Here is a 20,576-nt window from a genome sequence, read left to right as displayed (position 1 = left end):
ATTAGCTTAATTACTTTGCTGTGAAAAGCCTACACTGCTACATTTTAGTGAAGTGTTGCAGTGTATGCTCTATAAGTAATCGCACTCGATAAGGGATTTGTTTTCTGTCGCGATAAAGCATAGAAAATGGCTGCCCTTTGCTTTGCCAATCAGGAAGAATGTGTTTAAGCTTTCCGGCTTTAATAAGTGGTAATGCTATATAATCAGGGATGTAGCTAATACCCACACCAGACTCAACTGCTTGTTTCATCATTTGAATTTCATCAGCTTCTAATCGAACATGTGTGTTTGGATTAAAACAGTACTCTTCACTCGTTTGCTGATTTTTTAATTGCCACGGTACCAACCCAACGCACGTAACTTTTGATTGCTCTTCTAATTGCTCAGGATGAGTGATGGATTGATAATCATAGTCAGGATGAGCACACAATACATTATGAGTAAGCTTTAGTTCTCTAATAACCCAATTATCAATAGCAGGGTTTCTTACTCTAAACGCTATATCAATCCCTTCTTTTTCAATATCAATAAGGTTATTTGAAAAGCGTAAATCTAGTTGAATATCGGGATACTGCAGTAAAAAATTACAAAAAATAGCACTTAAAAAATGTTTACCCATGTAAATGGGTGCACAGATCCTAATTTTCCCTTTAGGTTGGTCTTTCTCATCACGCAGTGCTTGCTCTATACACTCTACTTCATCAAACAGTTTACGATAGCGATCGTAATATAATTCGCCAGTATGCGTAAGTGTAACTCGATGGGCATCTCGATTTAGTAACGTTAATTGCAGAGCTTGCTCTAATAAACGTATTCTACGGCTTAAAGTTGATAGTGACATATCAAGGCTTATTGATGCTTTTTTAAAGCTACCTAATTTTACTATGGTGCAAAAGTAACGTAAATCATCGAGAGAATAATTAGCTGCCATCAGAACTATTTTATTGTTTAGGATGTAGACAATATTAACAGCGACGCTTTAAAATTTCATTAGAGAAGCCAGAAGTTTTTATTGATAAAGATCAACAAAGAAAAAGTCAATAAAATGCATAATCTAACGCTGTTAATCATATTATTTAAAATACAGCAGTGAATGCTCTATTTTTTCATTGCTTGTTTTATATGGACTTTAATGAACGAGGCTTATAAGTGGCTCTACTCATAAATAGTAAATGCATTAACTGCGATAGTTATAAGGTTTTCAATTAAAGTCTTTAAAAACAGCTCGTTACTTTGTCGTGCTATAGCTTGTGCTACGATTTTACGTAACTCGTTAGCACTTGGTTAGTATCTTAAAAAGAACCTTAGAAGGCAAATTGTATTAACTAAAAAATTAAAAACACAAACTACCATAAACTTTGAATCGATATTATTTAAATCTAATAACGCTTAAATAAGATTCCAAGTAAGTAAGAGTACTGGTAGATAACGTAACTCAATCTGATCAGCTAAATGAATTAAACGTAGTTTGAAGTCATGTTTGCTAGGGGCATTGAAATAGACATTAGAAATGTCAATTAGAAATAAAGTTGCCGCTGCCTTTTTAGAGTTATAAATAAATCAATACTATTAGCTTAATACAATTAACTGCCTATTAAATGCTTATTTATGGCGTACGTATTATCAAGCTGTTGCTCTATTAAACTAATCGTTTGCTTATTTACGTCGAGCGCTTTTGCTGTGTTTTTAAAGTTTAAAATAATCTCTGCTATTTCAGATATGATAACTTGTACCTGCTTCCAATTTGCGTAACCAGCAGCAGAGGCTAGCTTTTGAATCGCTTTTAGTGGCGGGTTTTTTCCAAATCCAGCAAACGAAGTAGCATGCTCATTAAAAGGGTGAGGACTAAAAGTGACATCATAAAAAGGCGCTAAATCCCACTCACCAGAATCTTCTTGTAAAAAAGCCCAGTTTTTACTGTGGTCGTCTTGGTTACAGCTAAATAAATTAAACATAGCCCGACGAAATTGTAATTGCCCTGCAGCAGGTGATTTGCATAAAACACGGCTCGCTTTAATTAAATCTTCATAATCTAATGTAGGTGTGCGAAAATCAGCATCAAGCAAGCCACATGCACTATGCATATGTTTGCAGCCCATTTTATTACCCCTTAATTTAAACCTATCGAATCGTTTTAGGGCAAGCCATTGTTTTGCACCGGTCCCTTCTGGGGCGGGTACCAGTAATCTCTGAGGAGGGTTTAATCCCGCTTGTTCAGCTAAATCCAAATACACAGCTTCACATAACCCTTCCTCATGTCCTAAAGCGAGGTTTTTGGATGTGAATTTTATTAACCAAGCATCATCACCTGTTTTAGGTTTTGTTCTACATTCTTGTATATTATTGTCAGAAAAATAAATTTGGGCTTTTGGGCGTGCACCGCCGGAGCTACCAGCAGCCACTAACGCAGAAAGTACTTCTTCTGTTTGTCCGTCAAATATTGCTTGGGCTTGTTGGCCTAATGTAGCAAGACCAGCTTCATCGTCATTTGTGCCATCATAATGAGTTTCAGGTGTAAACGATAATGCTCCCATAGCCGAATGGCCAACAAAAGATAAGCGGTCCATTGCTGTAACAAAGTTAGGCATTATATTATTTTGTCTGAATACACGATCCTGTAGTAATAGCCCCCACCCATCAGGTAAACAATCAGAAAAGACCCCATGCAATCCATTATGTGGGCTTTTGGGTGCTAACTGAACATCTCTATTGAAGGCGAGTGAAAATGGTGAAAGATTACCATATGTGTCTAAATAACCTTGATCGAATTGAAAGTAAACACCTTGTCTATTTTGAGCAAGTACACCAACCATTAACTCTGTTGAGTCTGACAGTGTACGTTTTACTTCTAGCTTTTCTATGGGTTTAAAGGCCATTGTTTAATACCTGAGCAATTGACGTTGGCGCATTCTTACCTTGAGTTGGCGCTTTTGTTAATTCATATAAACGAGTCAAATCGTCGAGAGATTGCCACAAAAGTAATAGCTGCCTGAATGAAATAAGTCCTGTAACCTCAAACTTTTTTATTGTAGAAGCAGGTACCGTACTTTTTTTAGCTAACGCCTCACGTGACATCTTTGCTTTTTTGCGGCGTTCTTTTAGATGCTCAGCAAAAGCTAGCTGCACATCACCTTCGCTTAATAATAAATAATTAATAATAGAACCTCAAAAAAGACATGTGTGTATCTAAAGTGGATTTTAAATAGGGTTAATGGATACTATAGTGTCTATTTTGTTGCGAGTAAAGCGTTTGATACGTGTTAATGCCAAGCAAAGTAGATACTGGCTAATTTTGTTCAGGTTCCTTATACAATAGAGTGTAAATCAAATTAGAAGCGTAAAAAATTAAAACGCATTTTAGTGTTTTTCACTTTTCACCATAAAGTGCCTTTTAGGGATCTTTAAGCTGCATTTTGGGCCTTAAAGTGACTTATTGGTCACTTTAACTGGCGACGGTTATACCCAAAAGTTTTGTATTTTTTTACTTAATTTACTTTCTTAGCTTGTGTATTTGTCTTAAAAGCAAAGCGCCCAATTCCAGCGCGCTTTTTTAGTGTCGTCATTTTTATAATGCCAAAAATCATATTATAATATCTTAAAGTCTGTTGCAGTAAATGTAGGCTTAAATTAGGCTCGGACTATGAACCCTTATGATGATATTTTTGAAACTGTATTAGCGTTAAATGAGCCTAATAGCAACGTAGCTGATAGTGATTATAACCTCAACTTAAAAGAGGTTAATTCTCCATTGCATTTAAATCAACTTCAAAACTATCGAGAATATGCACTCAAAACTTATGACAACCACAAAATAATATTAATAACCGCTACTTCTTTTCAGCACGCTCAAAAGCCTGATGCCGCATTATGTTGGGAGGAAATTTATAAATGCTTAATAGTTTTGGCTGATAAAATAAATGATGAGCACGCGAGTTGGGCAATCGAAGATTTCTTATCATTACTAAAATCAGAGGGATTAGGGCCAAAAACGCCAATGAATCGCTTCTCAATTGCTAATTATTTAGAGGCCGTGAAGTTTAATGAACAAGTTGACTCTATCTTCAAAGAGGCTCAAAAACTAGTATGGCCGCTACAAAGCATAGGAATGGAGCCTGTATTTAAGCGCCAAGGAACTGAGTCAAGAGTTGGGCTAGAATTTTGCCCTACGATTAAAGATAAAGACAGGCAATGGCTTCCTGGAATATTTTGTGGTGTGTTACTCGATGGTGCGGATCACGGGGTTAAAAACTTTACAAACAATGAACTAAAATTATGTTTAGTTTTTGACTTTAATCGAACAGGCCAAGAAACGATTAAACATTCAGAGAATTATAAAAAATTTAAAGAGGGACTTAAATCGTTTGTTAATGATTGGGAGTATATAGATACGGCTGTAGAGCCAAACGCAAAACACAATAAATGGCACCCAATTATTATTTTAAAGCCAATGCTCCCTCTGTTTGAGAGTACCAATACTCACCAAGAACAAGTAAATATAGTGCTTGGGGTGTTTAGCGAATTACAGAAAAACCTTATTGAGAGACCCGAATTTATAAAATTAGTAGAAGAGCTTACAGTGACAAAATCAAGTGTTACTAAGTAGGATTTAACAACCCCATTTTGCAACATGTAAAGTTAGCAAAAGGTAAAGAAGCAGGTTATTCATTAAGCTAAAATAACCTAGCTTTCTAAATAAATGACATGCGGGAAATTTTATTACTAGAAGCCGAAGATCTTCCTCTTCTTTATTATAATACCCATATTATTTCCCTTAATAATAGCTAAAATCGACATCTGAGATGTACTAAAGTACTAGTATTTTAAATTTATATTAGAGGTTTATTTGATATGTATTAATTTAATTAGATATTTGAATTGATTGATATTAATAACACATTATGAAAATTAGATAATTTTGTCCTAGCTGGTAAGACTAATAAAAATGAAACCTTTTCGATACCTAACTCTTTTAGAATATATACCTATCAGCCCTTTAAGTATTTCAGTCAAACAGCTACAAGATGATTTATCACAGCGAGGTGTTGAATTATCAACCCGCATGCTCCAGCGTGACCTGCAATCACTTTACGAGCAAGGTTGCTTTGGGCTTGAAAAAGATACCCGCAGTAAGCCCTATGGCTGGTCTATCAATGCTCAGTGGCGAGGTGGTAACGCAAAAGTTATGAGCAGCGAAGTTGCTGAGCATTATTTGCTTCTAGAGCAGTTACTACCACAATCGGCCCCCATAGATGTTAAGCAGTCGGTACATATTAAAGCAGAGCAGGCACTAAAACGTGTTAATGGCCATGTGCCTGAGTGGTTTTCGACTCTGCCTAAGCCTTCGTTAAAAGTGAATATTGATAATCAGTTAGTTGCGCAAATTGAGCATGCGATTAAGCATAAGCGTGCAGTGAGCACTGAGCTTTATAGAGTACTTTACGATGAGGCACATTGGCTTAAGTTTGCTGAATTGAGTTTTTATAACTTAGTTGAGCAAGGCGGAGTGTTGATGGCGGAGTTTATGGTGGGGTCGCTTCACGATAAATGCTATCAAATGCCGGTTTATCGCATTCGTAATGTACATGTACTACAAAAAAATCGTAGAGAACCGAGTGCTGAACAACTAAAAACGTTGCGCAGTGCTATTAATAAATGCATGAACCAAGAGTGTATTGAACTTATTGTAAAAGCTCCCAAACACTCTGCTGTTAATCAAGGATTTATTGAGCTTGGTGAGCTGACTGACAAGCAAAGTATTGATGAAAAAAACGTATTACTTACCTACCAAACTATTGATACCGAGCAATTAACCGATGAGTTGCTTAAATGTGCACATTGGCTTGAAGTGATTAAGCCGGAAAAGCTGAGACAAAGAATTATTTCTAAGCTTAAAGCGGCTGCTAGTAACTATCAATAACGCTAATTAACTTGGGTGCGTCAATTTTTGACGCACCTATTTGTTATGCTCCTTTAAAAGTTAAGGAGTGATTAGATTATGTTTCAATTAATTCAGCAAAATGATGGTTTATCAATCGGTGTATTTGGTATTGGTGGGTGCGGTTGTAATACCCTTAACAGTATTTTTGAGCAACGCGAGTCTGATCAGGCGCACTTGTACAGTGTTAATACCGATAAAGTAGTACTTGAGCATACACAGAGTGATGAAGCAGTGCTTATAGGTGCTGAGCTAACTCATGGTTATGGTGCAGGAGCCGACCCTAAAGTTGGACTACAAGCGGCAGAAGAGAGTAAAGAGCAGCTTTTATCGCTCATTAATGGCTGCGATATAATTCTGTGTGCAACAGGGTTGGGGGGCGGTACTGGGACTGGCGCTAGCCCGTATATTGCACAACTTGCTAGTGAGCAAGGTAAGCCCATTATATTTGTTGCTACATTACCATTTAGTAGTGAAGGGCAGTTTAGAAATAATATAGCGCAAGCAGGTTTAAATGAGCTTAAAGAGCATGCTAATGCGGTTATTACTCTCCCAAACGATCAACTGATTGAGGTGCTTGGTAACGATATAGGATTATTCGATGCGTTTAAACATTCAAACCAAATACTCCACTCACTGATAAAATCACTCATCGACATGCTTTGCTATCAAGGCTTAATAAACGTTGATTTAAATGATTTTGCGAAAATTATGGATTGCCAAGGCGATGCTGTACTTGGCGTAGGCAAGTGTAATGATGAGAGCGAGCTCACTACTGCACTTGATAGTGCACTCAATAACCCACTGGTTAATCAGGTAGATATGTCATCAAGTACTGGCGTGATAATACAAGTAAATTGCAAAGATGAAATTTCACTCGGTAGTTATAACCTCATTACCGATACAGTACGTCAGCAGGTAAGCCCAAACGCGTTAGTTATTTGTGGTGTATCAAAAATAGAAACCTTAGCAACCAATTATGAGCTGCTAGTTATTGCTACGGGCGCGAGTTCAAAAATGATACTTGATGACACTAAAAATGAGTCAAGTTCTAAAGTAGTCGCCACTAAACCAAAAGCATCTGATATTTTTGACATCCCTGCTTTTATAAGAAATCAATCTGCACCACCTAGTAAAAGCTCTTTATAGGTTTGTAAATAACGACAACGCTGTATAGCAATATGTAAGCGCTACTCTAATATTTGCAAAGGGCGGCTCTTTTTAAGCTTTTGGGTTTGCTGGATTATATTACTCCAGATAGTTGAATATGCATTTATTGTGCTTTTGACGTTGGCGATAAATGTATTTGAATTATCAAATTTAAAAAATGATTTTTGTGTCGTTTTGTTTTTTAACTTAGCCTGTATTTTTACTTCTTTAAGTACTTCCTTCTCAAATAGTGAGAAGTTTTTATAAAGTGCTTTAATATCAGTATTATATAATTTATTCGAGTGGTCATAATGTTTACTCATTGGATCGTGCTCTGAAACAGAGTGATGAAGCATTTTTTTAGACTCAATTTCAGCAATTGTTGATGACCCAATTTTTTTAGTTAGCACTTCTTTCATGTGCGATTTTAAAAAGCTGCGCAGTAGTGTTGGAAATGCTCCGGCAGATCCTTTTATATTTATGTTATCTCGCGGGGCCGCCACCATGTTCTTTGGTGCATGATATTTAAGAGTTCGGTTTAAACTCTCTTTACTTATTGGGCTTGAGGCGTTTTTAACCTTGCAGAATAAATAGGTGCGGTTTATGTCTGGGTTTAATTTTAATTCTTGTTGTATCGCTTTTTTCATTTCGGATGTAAGTTGTATTTTAAACTCTTTTTGGTTTTTCATAGCACCGCGAGTGGTATGAGTTGTTTCAGGAAACGTCAAAAACTTAGGGTTATCTAAATCATCTATATACGATAGACGCAGGTTGCAAATATTTATGGGTCTTAGCCCAGTAAACATCATCAGTAGTACGGCATTTATTAATGTATTATTTTTAGCTGTTTTTAGGTTTATGTATAGCTGAGAAACAAGAGATATATCAGTATAGGCCTTACAAGGAATAGGCTTCGCCGTTCGAGAAGATATATAATTATTGTCTATTTCTAGGAATGGATTAGTGCCATTATTATATTTATTTTTTGCGAATACCCACAGTTTTTTCATTTGCTCGAATAGCTTAGCCACATGCGGGCCACTTTTCTCTGTTAGTAGTTGGTCAAGCGTTGCTTCTATTATCTCAGGCGTAATAGTCTGAAATAACGTATTTTTACCAAAGGCATTTTGAATTGAATTAAGGTAAGAGGTGTATGTTGTTACTGTGGTTTTAGCTAACTTGCCAGGGCTATGCTTATTAATTGACTGTAAGTTTTCTATTTGTTTACTCACAACAAATTCGAATGTGTAATCAGAGGTGTTCTTTTTGTATATTTCAGCCGCTTTTAATTTAGCTGCTGAAAAACTCATATTTTTAGAATCACCTATCTTTACATTTTTTATGCCATGTTCTTTTTTAAAATGAGTAAAAAATTTAATGATGCCATCATGCTGGAATACAATTCTTATTTGATCTTTAAGCTGATACTTTGAAAGCCTTTTTCCTTTTTCTTGCGCCAATATAATAGTGGCAAGACTGGCTAGCTCTTCCATTGACTCGTCATTGTATGGAGGCTTATTCGCATTAAATTCAGCCATGCAAAGATCGCGACTTTTAATCGTGACCTCACATGGTTTTATTGAATTTAATACTGATGTTGCCATTAATATATAAGCCTTAAAAAGTTAAAATCATCAAATAACTGATGAGGTATCGCTCTAATAAGGCAATGATATGAAATTAATTTTTTTACAAAAACTTTGGTAAGTCGAAATTAAACTTTTTTTAATTATTTTTTGCTTTGGCTTCTTGGTCAGTTAAATACCTCTCAACAATAGCTCTTCCCTCTTCGGTTAAGATCAAATCTTTTGCTATTCTACCTGTATCACCAAGTGGTTGATTAATGAAGTTACATAGCTGCCTTTATGAACTAAATGAACTTTAACTCTATCTCTCAGTGCTTTTTTTCGTTATTTTCTTTTAGGTTTTTAGCTTGTTTACTTTGCATACCTGTGAGTCTGAGTTGTTGGCTTTCGAGTTCTTTGGCTCTTTTTAAAATACTGGCTTCATGAATTTTAAAAACATTAAATTTTAATTTTGTAGAGGTTCCAAATAGCTCTTCAGATTTATCATAATTTAAGCCGTTTGGATCGTCTTCTTTTCTAAGGTGATGAAGTGCGAGTCTTGTGAGTTCTTCTGCATGCTTAAAATGATAGCCGTTGGCAACCATAATCGCTTTTGCGTTGGATTTAAAAAAGCTTCGGCACATTGTGCAAAATGCACCTGCAGATCCTTTCATTACAATATTTCTTTTATCTCCTTTTACTGCATCAACAGGTGAGTAATCTTTAATGATTTTGTCTAGCGACCTTTTAGCAAATGGTTTGTTAAGATCGCGAGGCTGAAGAAATATATGGTCAGGGTTACAGTTGGGTAATGCATTTTCCATCCAGGCTCTCTGCTCTAAAATAATGGCACGCATGGCTTTGGTTAATGGCAGCTTATATTCTTTTTGGTTTTTCATTTCTCCACGAACCCCAACAACAGATGCCGGAAAGGTAATTATGGTTGGAAAGTCGATACTATTGAGCCACTCCCACCTCATTTGTGGAATATTAATAGGGCGAATGCCTGTCAAAATCATAAATCGCGCAGCATTTTTTTGATGTACATTTGGGGCCGATGCTAGATTTATCCATAATTCAGCTATCGAATCTAAGTCTGTATAAACTTGGCAAGGACGGGGGCTTTCTACACGGTCAGATACGTAAAAGTCATCGATATCAGCAGCTGGGTTTTTACCTGAGTTAAATTTGTTTTTAGCAAATCGCCATACTCTTCTAATTTGTGCAAACAGCTCGATTGCTTGGTTATTGGACTCTGCTTTGATAATTATATCAACAATCTTTTCTAACTCTCCAGCTGTAAGAGATTGGAACGCTCTCTTAAGCGGAAAGCGATGCCTAAGCTTTTTTATTCTGCATTGATATGTTCTGAGCGATGAAGCTGCAAATTTGGTAGGTGCGGTATTATGGCGCTCTATTAAGCTTTGTTCATACTCATCAAACACAGTTTTAATATTATGATTATTTAAAACGCCATATTTCATTTGTTCAGTGAGCTTACGCGCTTTTGCTATTGTTAATTCAGGTGCTTCACCTAACTTGGTATTCGCTATACCAGATGATTTTGGGAAGTTAGAGTAGAAAATAGCGGTGCCAGACTTGTTGAAAATTAGTCGAATATGGTGTTGTGCTTCGTATTTCGATAATCTTTTAGTCCGACTAGGTCTAAGGCCTTGTTTATCTGCACTTTTTTCTTCAAAAAATATGATATTTTGAGCCAGCGTAGCACACCGATTTATGTGCTGCATAGAAAATGGAGGTTTGAGCTGGTTCCATTCTAGTTTAGCTTTCGTGTATTGAACTTTGGTAAGCGTTGATAAAGAGTGCTTCACTTTGTAATAACCTATATAAATAAAGGCCTTGCGGCGATTTTTATTGATTGAGATCAACAAAGCAACAGAGAAAAATAGGCATAATTCGTGGCTGCAATTTACACCTAAAAATAAAATGGTGTGTTACGAATGTGTGCTACGATTTAAAGAAAAATAAAGGTTTATTATTGAACTGGACTTGTATCAAAAGTAGTCAAAAAACATTTGGTTTAACTCTATCTTTTTGTTTTATAATGATATTAATTGAAAAGGCTAAACAGTGGCTCTACTCATAAATAGTAAATGCATTAACTGCGATATGTGTGACCCAGAATGCCCTAATGAGGCTATTTATATGGGCGCTAAAATATACCAAATAGATGCAAACAAATGTACAGAGTGTGTAGGGCATTATGATAAACCTACTTGCGTAAGTGTTTGCCCTATTGACTGCATAAAGCCCGATCCGAATAAGCGTGAAACTTTGGACGATCTAGCAGAAAAATTTGTGCGGATAACTGGCAAATAACTCGTCAGGTATTTTGCTAAGCAGCTTTTAATTTAGGCTAAAAACACTACTCACATTACTTATTTAGGTTGTAGCTAAGGTCCTCTGCCATGCATTTTTAGTTTCAATCAAATCTTATTACCTTCATTAATTATCAACTATATTGTGTTACCTTAAGGCTTTATAAACTCAAGCATTAATCTAAGTTTTAGATTGCATTCTATAGGAGTCTATTTTGGATATAGGTATTAACGCTATTCAGGCTGTATCTTCAAAACAAGCCATATTTATTAATGATGAGTGCCGAGTATTTGTAATTGGCGATCTTGATGGTGATTTACCGGCCTTAAAAAACGCACTTAATAACGTAAATTTTGACCCTGAAAGAGACACTTTGTTTTGCCTAGGCGATTTTGTTGACCGCGGGGATAAAACATATGACTTATTTACATACTTACAGGCCATTAGGGCATGTATGATATTAGGTAATCATGAGCATTTAATGTTGGAATCATTATTAAGTAATGATAAAGCGGCTTTTAATTTATGGACTGATAATGGTGGTAATTGGCACAAGTCGGTATCAAGTGAAAAGCTCAGTGTCATGTGCGATGAGTTACTAACTAAACCGCTTTCAATAGTACTTGAGTATCGTGGTTATACAATAGGGTTGTCTCATACATTTGCACAATCGTGGGATTGGGAAAATTACCCTGATGATAAATCGCTAATTGTGCAATCTTTATTGTGGGATCGCGAAGTAGTTAAACAAAATAAGGTAGTTAAAAGTCATGGGGTCGACTTTTCAATACATGGACACAACTCAACTAAAGCGCCTTTTTGGGTTGGCAATAGTTATCATATAGATACCAATTATTACGGTGGAAAGCCTACACTCTTAGAGCTTTCAGAGGTTATTGCTACGCTTGATTAATCAAGCGCTATTTAGCAATTGTTACTTCTTTCAAATATCATCCGGCAGTTTTGCTTTTTAAAGTATAAACTGCTGACTACCACATCTAATTATCCCCTTCGTTTTTTTGTATACACTTTATGATGATTTGTGCACTGTAATTATTTTATCAAGGTATTAAATTCAACAAAGTCTCTCTTAGTTTGTTAATTAAGAGAGGCTTTGATGTATGGGTTGCATTTTAAGTTTCATCCAATAGGTATTAATACAGTTATATGAGATGTTTATTTAGTTTAATATTGATGGTTAACAAACGGTTAAGTTTGGCTGTGTAGAATTGGCGCAAATTTGCCATTACGTAACATAATTACGTAAAAGGATTAACTATTTGCTTTAGCTTGTGCAAAGCAAGTTTAAATGGAACAGCCTCTCTCATGTTATTAACACGCCATTTTTCTCTCCCTTTTTCAAAACTATCTAAATCATCATTTTATTTATCTGTACTTTCAGCGCTTGGTTCAGGTTACGCCTATGCAGATCAAGAAGCTCTAAATGCAATAAATAAAAAAGAGATGGAAGTAATAGAAGTGCGCGGAATACGTTCCAGCATGGCCGAAAATTTAGATGTTAAGCGTATGTCTGGTTCAGTGGTGGATGCAATTACTGCGGAAGACATTGGTAAATTCCCTGATAAAAATGTGGCTGACTCATTGCAACGTGTTCCAGGTGTGGTAATTGAGCGTGATGGTGGAGAAGGTTCATCTGTCAGTATTCGTGGTTTATCGTCAGAACTTACCTTTACACAGCTTAATGGTAATTTTATAGCATCTTCTCCAGGGGAGCCTTCGCGTTCGTTTGATTATGCTTTGTTACCGTCTTCAATGATTGAAAGCGTTGAGGTTTATAAATCGCCAGAGGCACGCTTAGATGAGGGTGGGGTTGGTGGCACTGTAATAATGCATAGCCGAAAACCTTTGAGTATGGATGCAAACTCAGGTGTATTTAATGTAGAGAGTACTTACGCTGATGTTACAAAAGAATACGAACCACAGTTTACAGGGTTATATTCATGGAAAAACGATGACGAAGACTTCGGTGTATTGGTAGGCTATACGTATCAGGAGCGAACAAACCGAACTCTTTCGGGCGGAACTGATGCAAATGTTTGGCGTTACACTGGTGGCGGCCAACCTACTGATGTTAATGGTAACGCAGTTGATAACAATAACGGTTGGGATACTATTAATGATGTAAACGGTAATAGTTACAATGGCGTTTGGTTTCCGCAAGTTGTTCGTGGTTCTGTTCTTAACGAAAAACGTGAGCGCGAAGGGATTCAATTTAGTACACAGTGGCGACCAGCAAATCGTTTAGAGCTTGGCTTTAGTTATTTTGGTTTTACACTTGGGCAAGACAGAACAGAATCTGTGATTGATATACCAGAGTGGTCTTTAAATCCTAATTTTTTAACGGATGTAAACCTTGATGAGTCGGGCACTATTGTTACTAGTATGCAATACGATGCAATGGCAAGTGGCGTCGAAAATGATATGCAGTTTCCGTGGATGCGTGGCAGCTACGTACGTGAGGAATCTACCTCCGATACCTTTGATTTTAATTTAACCTATGAAGGTGATAATTTTAAAGCGCGCTTTGTAATTGGTAATACACAATCAGAGGGCGGCCCAGAAGAAAGCTGGGAAGCCGCATATAAAAGTTCTAACGCTGGTGAAAACGCAGCCACTATACAAAATGCAGCTCAAACGGCTGGTTGGTCACTAGAGCAAGATAACGTATCACTTAATATTGCTCCAAACACACTCGCTAACTTACAAAATGGCATTGGTGGTGGGCGTGATGCGGGGTCATCAAACTCAAGCTTTGTACGCAGCGAGCTTGAAGAAGGCTACTATCAAGCAGATGTTGATTTTTATGTTGACTGGGGCTTTTTAAAAACTATTAGAACAGGCGCTAAATATCGCCATGCGACACTTCATAGAGAAACAGGTAATACGTTTTTTTTAGATCCTAATTTTGATATTGCTGCAGGTGAAGCGAGTGAGCAAGGAATAACGCAGTTCGATAGTTATCAATGGAATGATGGGATGCCGCTGGCACAAGATGTATTTACCAATCAAACAAATATAATAGGTGGGTTTAGCATAAACCAAATGCCAAGTGTTGACTGGGACAAGTATCGTGATTTAGTGACCGCTAACTACAACCCTTATACGCGCATTGAAGATAACTTTGTTTACGATATAGAAGAAAAAATATCGGCTTTTTATATACAAGGTGATTTTGAATTTAGTGAAGTAAGAGGTAATTTGGGCGTGCGTGTTGTGCAAACAAAAACACTTACTTCATCTACTGACTTATATACCTACCAATTAGATCACACCAATGACGAAACAGGCGAGCCAGTAACAGGTGACGCTCGGTTTGTAGAAGACTATCAATTAGTCACTCAGCAAAACAAAGACACTCAAATATTACCAAGCTTTAATATAGCGTGGGATGCAACTGACGATTTAGTTATTCGTGGGGCAATAGCAAAAGTAATGTCTCGTCCTGATTACAGCGATTTAGGTGCGCAGCAGCGTATTACGTTTGTATCGGATGAATGGGCCGATGATAGAGCTGCATTTAATGAACAGCCAGGTTTTAGCGGCAGTGGCGGTAATAAAAACTTGAAGCCATTTGAATCAGTTCAAGCTGATTTATCTATTGAGTATTATTACGGCGAAGGTTCTGCTGTTGGATTGGCGCTTTTTCATAAAAAAGTAGATAACTTTGTCGTGCCATTGGTGATCGACGTAGAGCAAAACTTTGCTGGTAAAAATAATATAGTGGATGCAGGGGCTATTAATATAGCCCCTTACAGCACTGTAGGTAATGGCACCGATGCAGTATCAAAAGGCGCGGAAGTATTTATTCAGCATGCCTTTGATAGTGGTTTTGGCTTTTACGCAAATTACACTTATAACAAAACCAATAAAGCAGATGTAACAATTAATGGTGAAGAATTTGGTCAGTCGGCCTTAATAGGTAGTGCAAAGTATCAGTACAACACCTCTGTTTATTATGAAGGAGGTGATTTTAATGTACGTGCTTCTTATAATAAGCGCGGCGAAACAGTACTCGGTTTAAATAGCGGATTAAATGTATACCAAGAACCTTACGAACAAATCGATGTAAATGCATCTGTAAATTTATACGACGGGCTTAGCCTTACCGCAGCGGTTATTAATTTAACTAAATCTGAATCAGTAACGCGTTTAGGAAATGACACCGATGCGCGATTACTCAATACTAGCTACTCAGGTCGTCGTTTTTACGCGGGCTTTAACTATAGCTTTTAGATAAATGACTTAATAGCTGGTCTGTAGACAGTATTTTTTGATAGCGCAGGCCATAACAAACACTTTAATAGGCGTTAAATGTTAATAAAGTGCTAGTTATGTTGTGCTTTTAATGCGTTTAGCTCAAATTCTCAGCGAACAGTGCTTTATTTAAAGTTTTGTCAATAAAACGCTTGCGTAAAAAATCTGTTCTCCCTATAATGCGACCCCACTGAGACGGGAAACGCCAACGCATAGCGAGGCACGAACTACTCAGAGAGTTAAATAAAACTTTGTTTTAAATCTTCTAAAAAGAAAGTTTAAAACAAAGTGTTGACTCAAAAAATAAAGGGTGTATTATTCGCATCCCTTGAGACGCTAAAGCGACTCAAAACGTTCTTTAACAATATAAAGCAATCATCTGTGTGGGCACTCGTACAGGTTGAGTTCTAACAGCCAAGCTACTTAGGTAGCGAGGCAAACAAATTAGAGTCTCAATTGAAAACTGAGTGACCAACAGAATAGTTATTTCGGTAATTATTCGGCACAGTCAATTCAATATCGAAAGATATTAAAAAATTCAGAATTCATTGAGCTGTCGAAAGACATAAAACTTTTTAATTGAAGAGTTTGATCATGGCTCAGATTGAACGCTGGCGGCAGGCCTAACACATGCAAGTCGAGCGGTAACAGAGAGTAGCTTGCTACTTTGCTGACGAGCGGCGGACGGGTGAGTAATGCTTGGGAACATGCCTTGAGGTGGGGGACAACAGTTGGAAACGACTGCTAATACCGCATAATGTCTACGGACCAAAGGGGGCTTCGGCTCTCGCCTTTAGATTGGCCCAAGTGGGATTAGCTAGTTGGTGAGGTAATGGCTCACCAAGGCGACGATCCCTAGCTGGTTTGAGAGGATGATCAGCCACACTGGGACTGAGACACGGCCCAGACTCCTACGGGAGGCAGCAGTGGGGAATATTGCACAATGGGCGCAAGCCTGATGCAGCCATGCCGCGTGTGTGAAGAAGGCCTTCGGGTTGTAAAGCACTTTCAGTCAGGAGGAAAGGTTAGTAGTTAATACCTGCTAGCTGTGACGTTACTGACAGAAGAAGCACCGGCTAACTCCGTGCCAGCAGCCGCGGTAATACGGAGGGTGCGAGCGTTAATCGGAATTACTGGGCGTAAAGCGTACGCAGGCGGTTTGTTAAGCGAGATGTGAAAGCCCCGGGCTCAACCTGGGAACTGCATTTCGAACTGGCAAACTAGAGTGTGATAGAGGGTGGTAGAATTTCAGGTGTAGCGGTGAAATGCGTAGAGATCTGAAGGAATACCGATGGCGAAGGCAGCCACCTGGGTCAACACTGACGCTCATGTACGAAAGCGTGGGGAGCAAACGGGATTAGATACCCCGGTAGTCCACGCCGTAAACGATGTCTACTAGAAGCTCGGAGCCTCGGTTCTGTTTTTCAAAGCTAACGCATTAAGTAGACCGCCTGGGGAGTACGGCCGCAAGGTTAAAACTCAAATGAATTGACGGGGGCCCGCACAAGCGGTGGAGCATGTGGTTTAATTCGATGCAACGCGAAGAACCTTACCTACACTTGACATACAGAGAACTTACCAGAGATGGTTTGGTGCCTTCGGGAACTCTGATACAGGTGCTGCATGGCTGTCGTCAGCTCGTGTTGTGAGATGTTGGGTTAAGTCCCGCAACGAGCGCAACCCCTATCCTTAGTTGCTAGCAGGTAATGCTGAGAACTCTAAGGAGACTGCCGGTGATAAACCGGAGGAAGGTGGGGACGACGTCAAGTCATCATGGCCCTTACGTGTAGGGCTACACACGTGCTACAATGGCGCATACAGAGTGCTGCGAACTCGCGAGAGTAAGCGAATCACTTAAAGTGCGTCGTAGTCCGGATTGGAGTCTGCAACTCGACTCCATGAAGTCGGAATCGCTAGTAATCGCGTATCAGAATGACGCGGTGAATACGTTCCCGGGCCTTGTACACACCGCCCGTCACACCATGGGAGTGGGTTGCTCCAGAAGTAGATAGTCTAACCCTCGGGAGGACGTTTACCACGGAGTGATTCATGACTGGGGTGAAGTCGTAACAAGGTAGCCCTAGGGGAACCTGGGGCTGGATCACCTCCTTATACGATTTAGAACTTATTTGTTCGTAGTGTCCACACAGATGATTGTTAATTAGTGCGTGTCCTTCGGGATAACTAATTAATATGCTCTTTAAAAATTTGGAAAAGCTGATAATAAAATTCTGATAGATACATTGTATTTATCAAGAGTTTTCAAAAGTAAAAAAAATGGTAGCAGTACCATTCAGTGCCATTTAATTAACGTTTTACGTTGATTGATTGGTATCTACTTTAGTATTCAATATTAACTTCTGGCGAAGTTAAACTGTCACGAAACAAAGACCCGTTTGGGTTGTATGGTTAAGTGACTAAGCGTACACGGTGGATGCCTTGGCAGTTGGAGGCGATGAAGGACGTATTAACTTGCGATAAGCCTAGTCAAGCTAGTAAAAAGCGCTTGAGACTAGGATTTCCGAATGGGGAAACCCACCTGCTTGCAGGTATCGTTAACTGAATACATAGGTTAACGAGGCGAACGCGGAGAACTGAAACATCTAAGTACCCGTAGGAAAAGAAATCAACCGAGATTCCGAAAGTAGCGGCGAGCGAAATCGGAACAGCCCTTAAGCTTATTATGTGTTAATGGAAGGCTCTGGAAAGTGCCACGATACAGGGTGATAGTCCCGTACATGAAAAGACATTTTAAGTGAAATCGAGTAGGTCGGAGCACGTGAAACTTTGACTGAATATAGGTGGACCATCATCTAAGGCTAAATACTCCCAACTGACCGATAGTGAACCAGTACCGTGAGGGAAAGGCGAAAAGAACCCCTGTGAGGGGAGTGAAATAGAACCTGAAACCGTGTACGTACAAGCAGTAGGAGCCCACTTGTTGGGTGACTGCGTACCTTTTGTATAATGGGTCAGCGACTTATATTTTGTAGCGAGGTTAACCGAATAGGGTAGCCGTAGGGAAACCGAGTCTTAACTGGGCGACTAGTTGCAAGGTATAGACCCGAAACCCGGTGATCTAGCCATGGGCAGGTTGAAGGTTGAGTAACATCAACTGGAGGACCGAACCCACTAACGTTGAAAAGTTAGGGGATGACCTGTGGCTAGGAGTGAAAGGCTAATCAAACCGGGAGATAGCTGGTTCTCCCCGAAATCTATTTAGGTAGAGCCTCGGACGAATACTTACGGGGGTAGAGCACTGTTAAGGCTAGGGGGTCATCCCGACTTACCAACCCTTTGCAAACTCCGAATACCGTAAAGTAATATCCGGGAGACACACGGCGGGTGCTAACGTCCGTCGTGAAGAGGGAAACAACCCAGACCGCCAGCTAAGGTCCCAAAGTCATAGTTAAGTGGGAAACGATGTGGAAAGGCCCAGACAGCCAGGAGGTTGGCTTAGAAGCAGCCATCCTTTAAAGAAAGCGTAATAGCTCACTGGTCGAGTCGGTCTGCGCGGAAGATGTAACGGGGCTAAACTATGCACCGAAGCTGCGGATTCAGAATTTATTCTGAGTGGTAGGGGAGCGTTCTGTAAGCGGTTGAAGGTGTACCGGGAGGTATGCTGGACGTATCAGAAGTGCGAATGCTGACATGAGTAACGATAATGGGAGTGAAAAACTCCCACGCCGGAAGACCAAGGGTTCCTATCCCATGTTAATCAGGGTAGGGTAAGTCGACCCCTAAGGCGAGGCCGAAAGGCGTAGTCGATGGGAAACAGATTAATATTTCTGTACTCGATATAATTGCGATGGGGGGACGGAGCAGGCTAAGCAAGCATAGCGTTGGTAGTCTATGTGAAAGTGAGTAGGGCGTTTGTTTAGGTAAATCCGGACAAACATTAAACCTGAGACACGAGACGAGTCACTACGGTGATGAAGTTGCTGATGCCATACTTCCAGGAAAAGCCTCTAAGCTTCAGATTATATGGAATCGTACCCCAAACCGACACAGGTGGTCAGGTAGAGAATACTAAGGCGCTTGAGAGAACTCGGGTGAAGGAACTAGGCAAAATCGTACCGTAACTTCGGGAGAAGGTACGCTCCTATCTGTGATGAGACTTGCTCTCTAAGCGGACGGGAGCCGCAGTGACCAGGTGGCTGGGACTGTTTATTAAAAACACAGCACTGTGCAAAATCGCAAGATGACGTATACGGTGTGACACCTGCCCGGTGCCGGAAGGTTAATTGATGGGGTTATCCTTAGGGAGAAGCTCTTGATCGAAGCCCCGGTAAACGGCGGCCGTAACTATAACGGTCCTAAGGTAGCGAAATTCCTTGTCGGGTAAGTTCCGACCTGCACGAATGGTGTAACCATGGCCACGCTGTCTCCACCCGAGACTCAGTGAAATTGAAATCGCAGTGAAGATGCTGTGTACCCGCGGCTAGACGGAAAGACCCCGTGAACCTTTACTACAGCTTGGCACTGAACATTGAACCTACATGTGTAGGATAGGTGGGAGACTTTGAAGCAGCGACGCTAGTTGTTGTGGAGTCGTCCTTGAAATACCACCCTTGTAGTTTTGATGTTCTAACGTTGGCCCCTGAATCGGGGTTACGGACAGTGCCTGGTGGGTAGTTTGACTGGGGCGGTCTCCTCCTAAAGAGTAACGGAGGAGCACGAAGGTTGGCTAAGTACGGTCGGACATCGTACGGTTAGTGTAATGGTAGAAGCCAGCTTAACTGCGAGACAGACACGTCGAGCAGGTACGAAAGTAGGTCATAGTGATCCGGTGGTTCTGAATGGAAGGGCCATCGCTCAACGGATAAAAGGTACTCCGGGGATAACAGGCTGATACCGCCCAAGAGTTCATATCGACGGCGGTGTTTGGCACCTCGATGTCGGCTCATCACATCCTGGGGCTGAAGTCGGTCCCAAGGGTATGGCTGTTCGCCATTTAAAGTGGTACGCGAGCTGGGTTTAGAACGTCGTGAGACAGTTCGGTCCCTATCTGCCGTGGGCGTTTGAGAATTGAGAGGGGTTGCTCCTAGTACGAGAGGACCGGAGTGAACGAACCGCTGGTGTTCGGGTTGTCATGCCAATGGCATTGCCCGGTAGCTACGTTCGGAACTGATAAGCGCTGAAAGCATCTAAGCGCGAAGCAGGCCTCGAGATGAGTTCTCACTAGACTTTTAAAGTCTCTGAAGGGCCGTTGAAGACTACAACGTTGATAGGCAAGATGTGGAAGTGGTGTGAGCCATTAAGCTAACTTGTACTAATTACCCGTGAGGCTTAACCATACAACGCCAAACGCG

The 20,576-nt window shown here is 39.8% G+C and carries 11 protein-coding genes and 2 rRNA genes; 8 read left to right on the top strand and 5 right to left on the bottom strand.

Going from position 1 to position 20,576, the window contains the following annotated elements:
* Nucleotides 1-37 precede the first annotated feature (37 nt).
* The 3 genes from RB214_RS18145 to RB214_RS18135 all read right to left on the bottom strand — a co-directional run bounded on the left by RB214_RS18145 (nucleotide 38) and on the right by RB214_RS18135 (nucleotide 3,126).
* Nucleotides 38-931 (bottom strand): LysR family transcriptional regulator, encoded by an 894-nt coding sequence (locus RB214_RS18145; protein ID WP_309169386.1) that lies wholly within the window; start codon nucleotides 929-931, stop codon nucleotides 38-40.
* A 652-nt stretch (nucleotides 932-1,583) separates the two neighbouring features.
* On the bottom strand, nucleotides 1,584-2,876 hold the full coding sequence (locus RB214_RS18140; RefSeq protein WP_309169385.1) for a type II toxin-antitoxin system HipA family toxin: 1,293 nt from the start codon (nucleotides 2,874-2,876) through the stop codon (nucleotides 1,584-1,586).
* Nucleotides 2,866-3,126, bottom strand: coding sequence for a helix-turn-helix transcriptional regulator (locus RB214_RS18135; protein ID WP_217644048.1), 261 nt, complete (start codon nucleotides 3,124-3,126; stop codon nucleotides 2,866-2,868). Before RB214_RS18135 ends, RB214_RS18140 begins: the two co-directional genes overlap by 11 nt.
* A 514-nt stretch (nucleotides 3,127-3,640) precedes the next feature.
* Here RB214_RS18135 and RB214_RS18130 point away from each other — a divergent pair.
* The 3 genes from RB214_RS18130 (at nucleotide 3,641) to RB214_RS18120 (ending at nucleotide 7,084) form a co-directional block, all read left to right on the top strand.
* Nucleotides 3,641-4,603 carry a hypothetical protein gene (locus tag RB214_RS18130; protein ID WP_309169384.1) on the top strand — a complete coding sequence of 321 codons (963 nt, stop codon included), beginning with the start codon at nucleotides 3,641-3,643 and terminating at the stop codon, nucleotides 4,601-4,603.
* Between the two features lie 339 nt (nucleotides 4,604-4,942).
* Complete coding sequence (locus RB214_RS18125) at nucleotides 4,943-5,917, top strand: WYL domain-containing protein (protein WP_309169383.1); 975 nt, start codon at nucleotides 4,943-4,945, stop codon at nucleotides 5,915-5,917.
* Between the two features lie 78 nt (nucleotides 5,918-5,995).
* Nucleotides 5,996-7,084 carry a cell division protein FtsZ gene (locus RB214_RS18120; protein WP_309169382.1) on the top strand — a complete coding sequence of 363 codons (1,089 nt, stop codon included), beginning with the start codon at nucleotides 5,996-5,998 and terminating at the stop codon, nucleotides 7,082-7,084.
* A 41-nt stretch (nucleotides 7,085-7,125) separates the two neighbouring features.
* On the opposite strand, the gene RB214_RS18115 is transcribed toward RB214_RS18120, so the two are convergent.
* Nucleotides 7,126-8,688, bottom strand: coding sequence for a tyrosine-type recombinase/integrase (locus RB214_RS18115; protein WP_309169381.1), 1,563 nt, complete (start codon nucleotides 8,686-8,688; stop codon nucleotides 7,126-7,128).
* A 290-nt stretch (nucleotides 8,689-8,978) separates the two neighbouring features.
* Nucleotides 8,979-10,481 carry a hypothetical protein gene (locus tag RB214_RS18110; protein WP_309169380.1) on the bottom strand — a complete coding sequence of 501 codons (1,503 nt, stop codon included), beginning with the start codon at nucleotides 10,479-10,481 and terminating at the stop codon, nucleotides 8,979-8,981.
* A gap of 259 nt (nucleotides 10,482-10,740) precedes the next feature.
* On the opposite strand from RB214_RS18110, the gene RB214_RS18105 reads away from it, so the two are divergent.
* The 5 genes from RB214_RS18105 to RB214_RS18085 all read left to right on the top strand — a co-directional run bounded on the left by RB214_RS18105 (nucleotide 10,741) and on the right by RB214_RS18085 (nucleotide 20,561).
* Nucleotides 10,741-10,989, top strand: a complete 249-nt coding sequence (locus tag RB214_RS18105; RefSeq protein ID WP_309169379.1) for a YfhL family 4Fe-4S dicluster ferredoxin — start codon at nucleotides 10,741-10,743, stop codon at nucleotides 10,987-10,989.
* 214 nt (nucleotides 10,990-11,203) lie between these two features.
* Nucleotides 11,204-11,902 (top strand): metallophosphoesterase, encoded by a 699-nt coding sequence (locus tag RB214_RS18100; protein WP_309169378.1) that lies wholly within the window; start codon nucleotides 11,204-11,206, stop codon nucleotides 11,900-11,902.
* Between the two features lie 413 nt (nucleotides 11,903-12,315).
* Complete coding sequence (locus tag RB214_RS18095) at nucleotides 12,316-15,243, top strand: TonB-dependent receptor (protein WP_309169377.1); 2,928 nt, start codon at nucleotides 12,316-12,318, stop codon at nucleotides 15,241-15,243.
* 597 nt (nucleotides 15,244-15,840) lie between these two features.
* Nucleotides 15,841-17,376: ribosomal RNA gene (locus tag RB214_RS18090) — 16S ribosomal RNA — on the top strand.
* 295 nt (nucleotides 17,377-17,671) lie between these two features.
* Nucleotides 17,672-20,561, top strand: a 23S ribosomal RNA gene (locus tag RB214_RS18085).
* Together the 16S and 23S rRNA genes form the textbook arrangement of a ribosomal RNA operon.
* Nucleotides 20,562-20,576 lie beyond the last annotated feature (15 nt).

Source organism: Pseudoalteromonas sp. HL-AS1, from assembly GCF_031198785.1.
Taxonomy (GTDB): Bacteria; Pseudomonadota; Gammaproteobacteria; order Enterobacterales; family Alteromonadaceae; genus Pseudoalteromonas; species Pseudoalteromonas distincta.
The sequence above is the reverse complement of the archived record's forward strand: the minus strand, read 5'-3'. Positions and strand labels throughout refer to the sequence as shown.

Bases quoted from the DNA above. Each gene is read 5' to 3' on its own strand.
- RB214_RS18145 (WP_309169386.1), bottom strand. From the start codon at position 931: ATGGCAGCTAATTATTCTCTCGATGATTTACGTTACTTTTGCACCATA.
- RB214_RS18140 (WP_309169385.1), bottom strand. From the start codon at position 2,876: ATGGCCTTTAAACCCATAGAAAAGCTAGAAGTAAAACGTACACTGTCA.
- RB214_RS18130 (WP_309169384.1), top strand. From the start codon at position 3,641: ATGAACCCTTATGATGATATTTTTGAAACTGTATTAGCGTTAAATGAG.
- RB214_RS18125 (WP_309169383.1), top strand. From the start codon at position 4,943: ATGAAACCTTTTCGATACCTAACTCTTTTAGAATATATACCTATCAGC.
- RB214_RS18120 (WP_309169382.1), top strand. From the start codon at position 5,996: ATGTTTCAATTAATTCAGCAAAATGATGGTTTATCAATCGGTGTATTT.
- RB214_RS18115 (WP_309169381.1), bottom strand. From the start codon at position 8,688: ATGGCAACATCAGTATTAAATTCAATAAAACCATGTGAGGTCACGATT.
- RB214_RS18095 (WP_309169377.1), top strand. From the start codon at position 12,316: ATGTTATTAACACGCCATTTTTCTCTCCCTTTTTCAAAACTATCTAAA.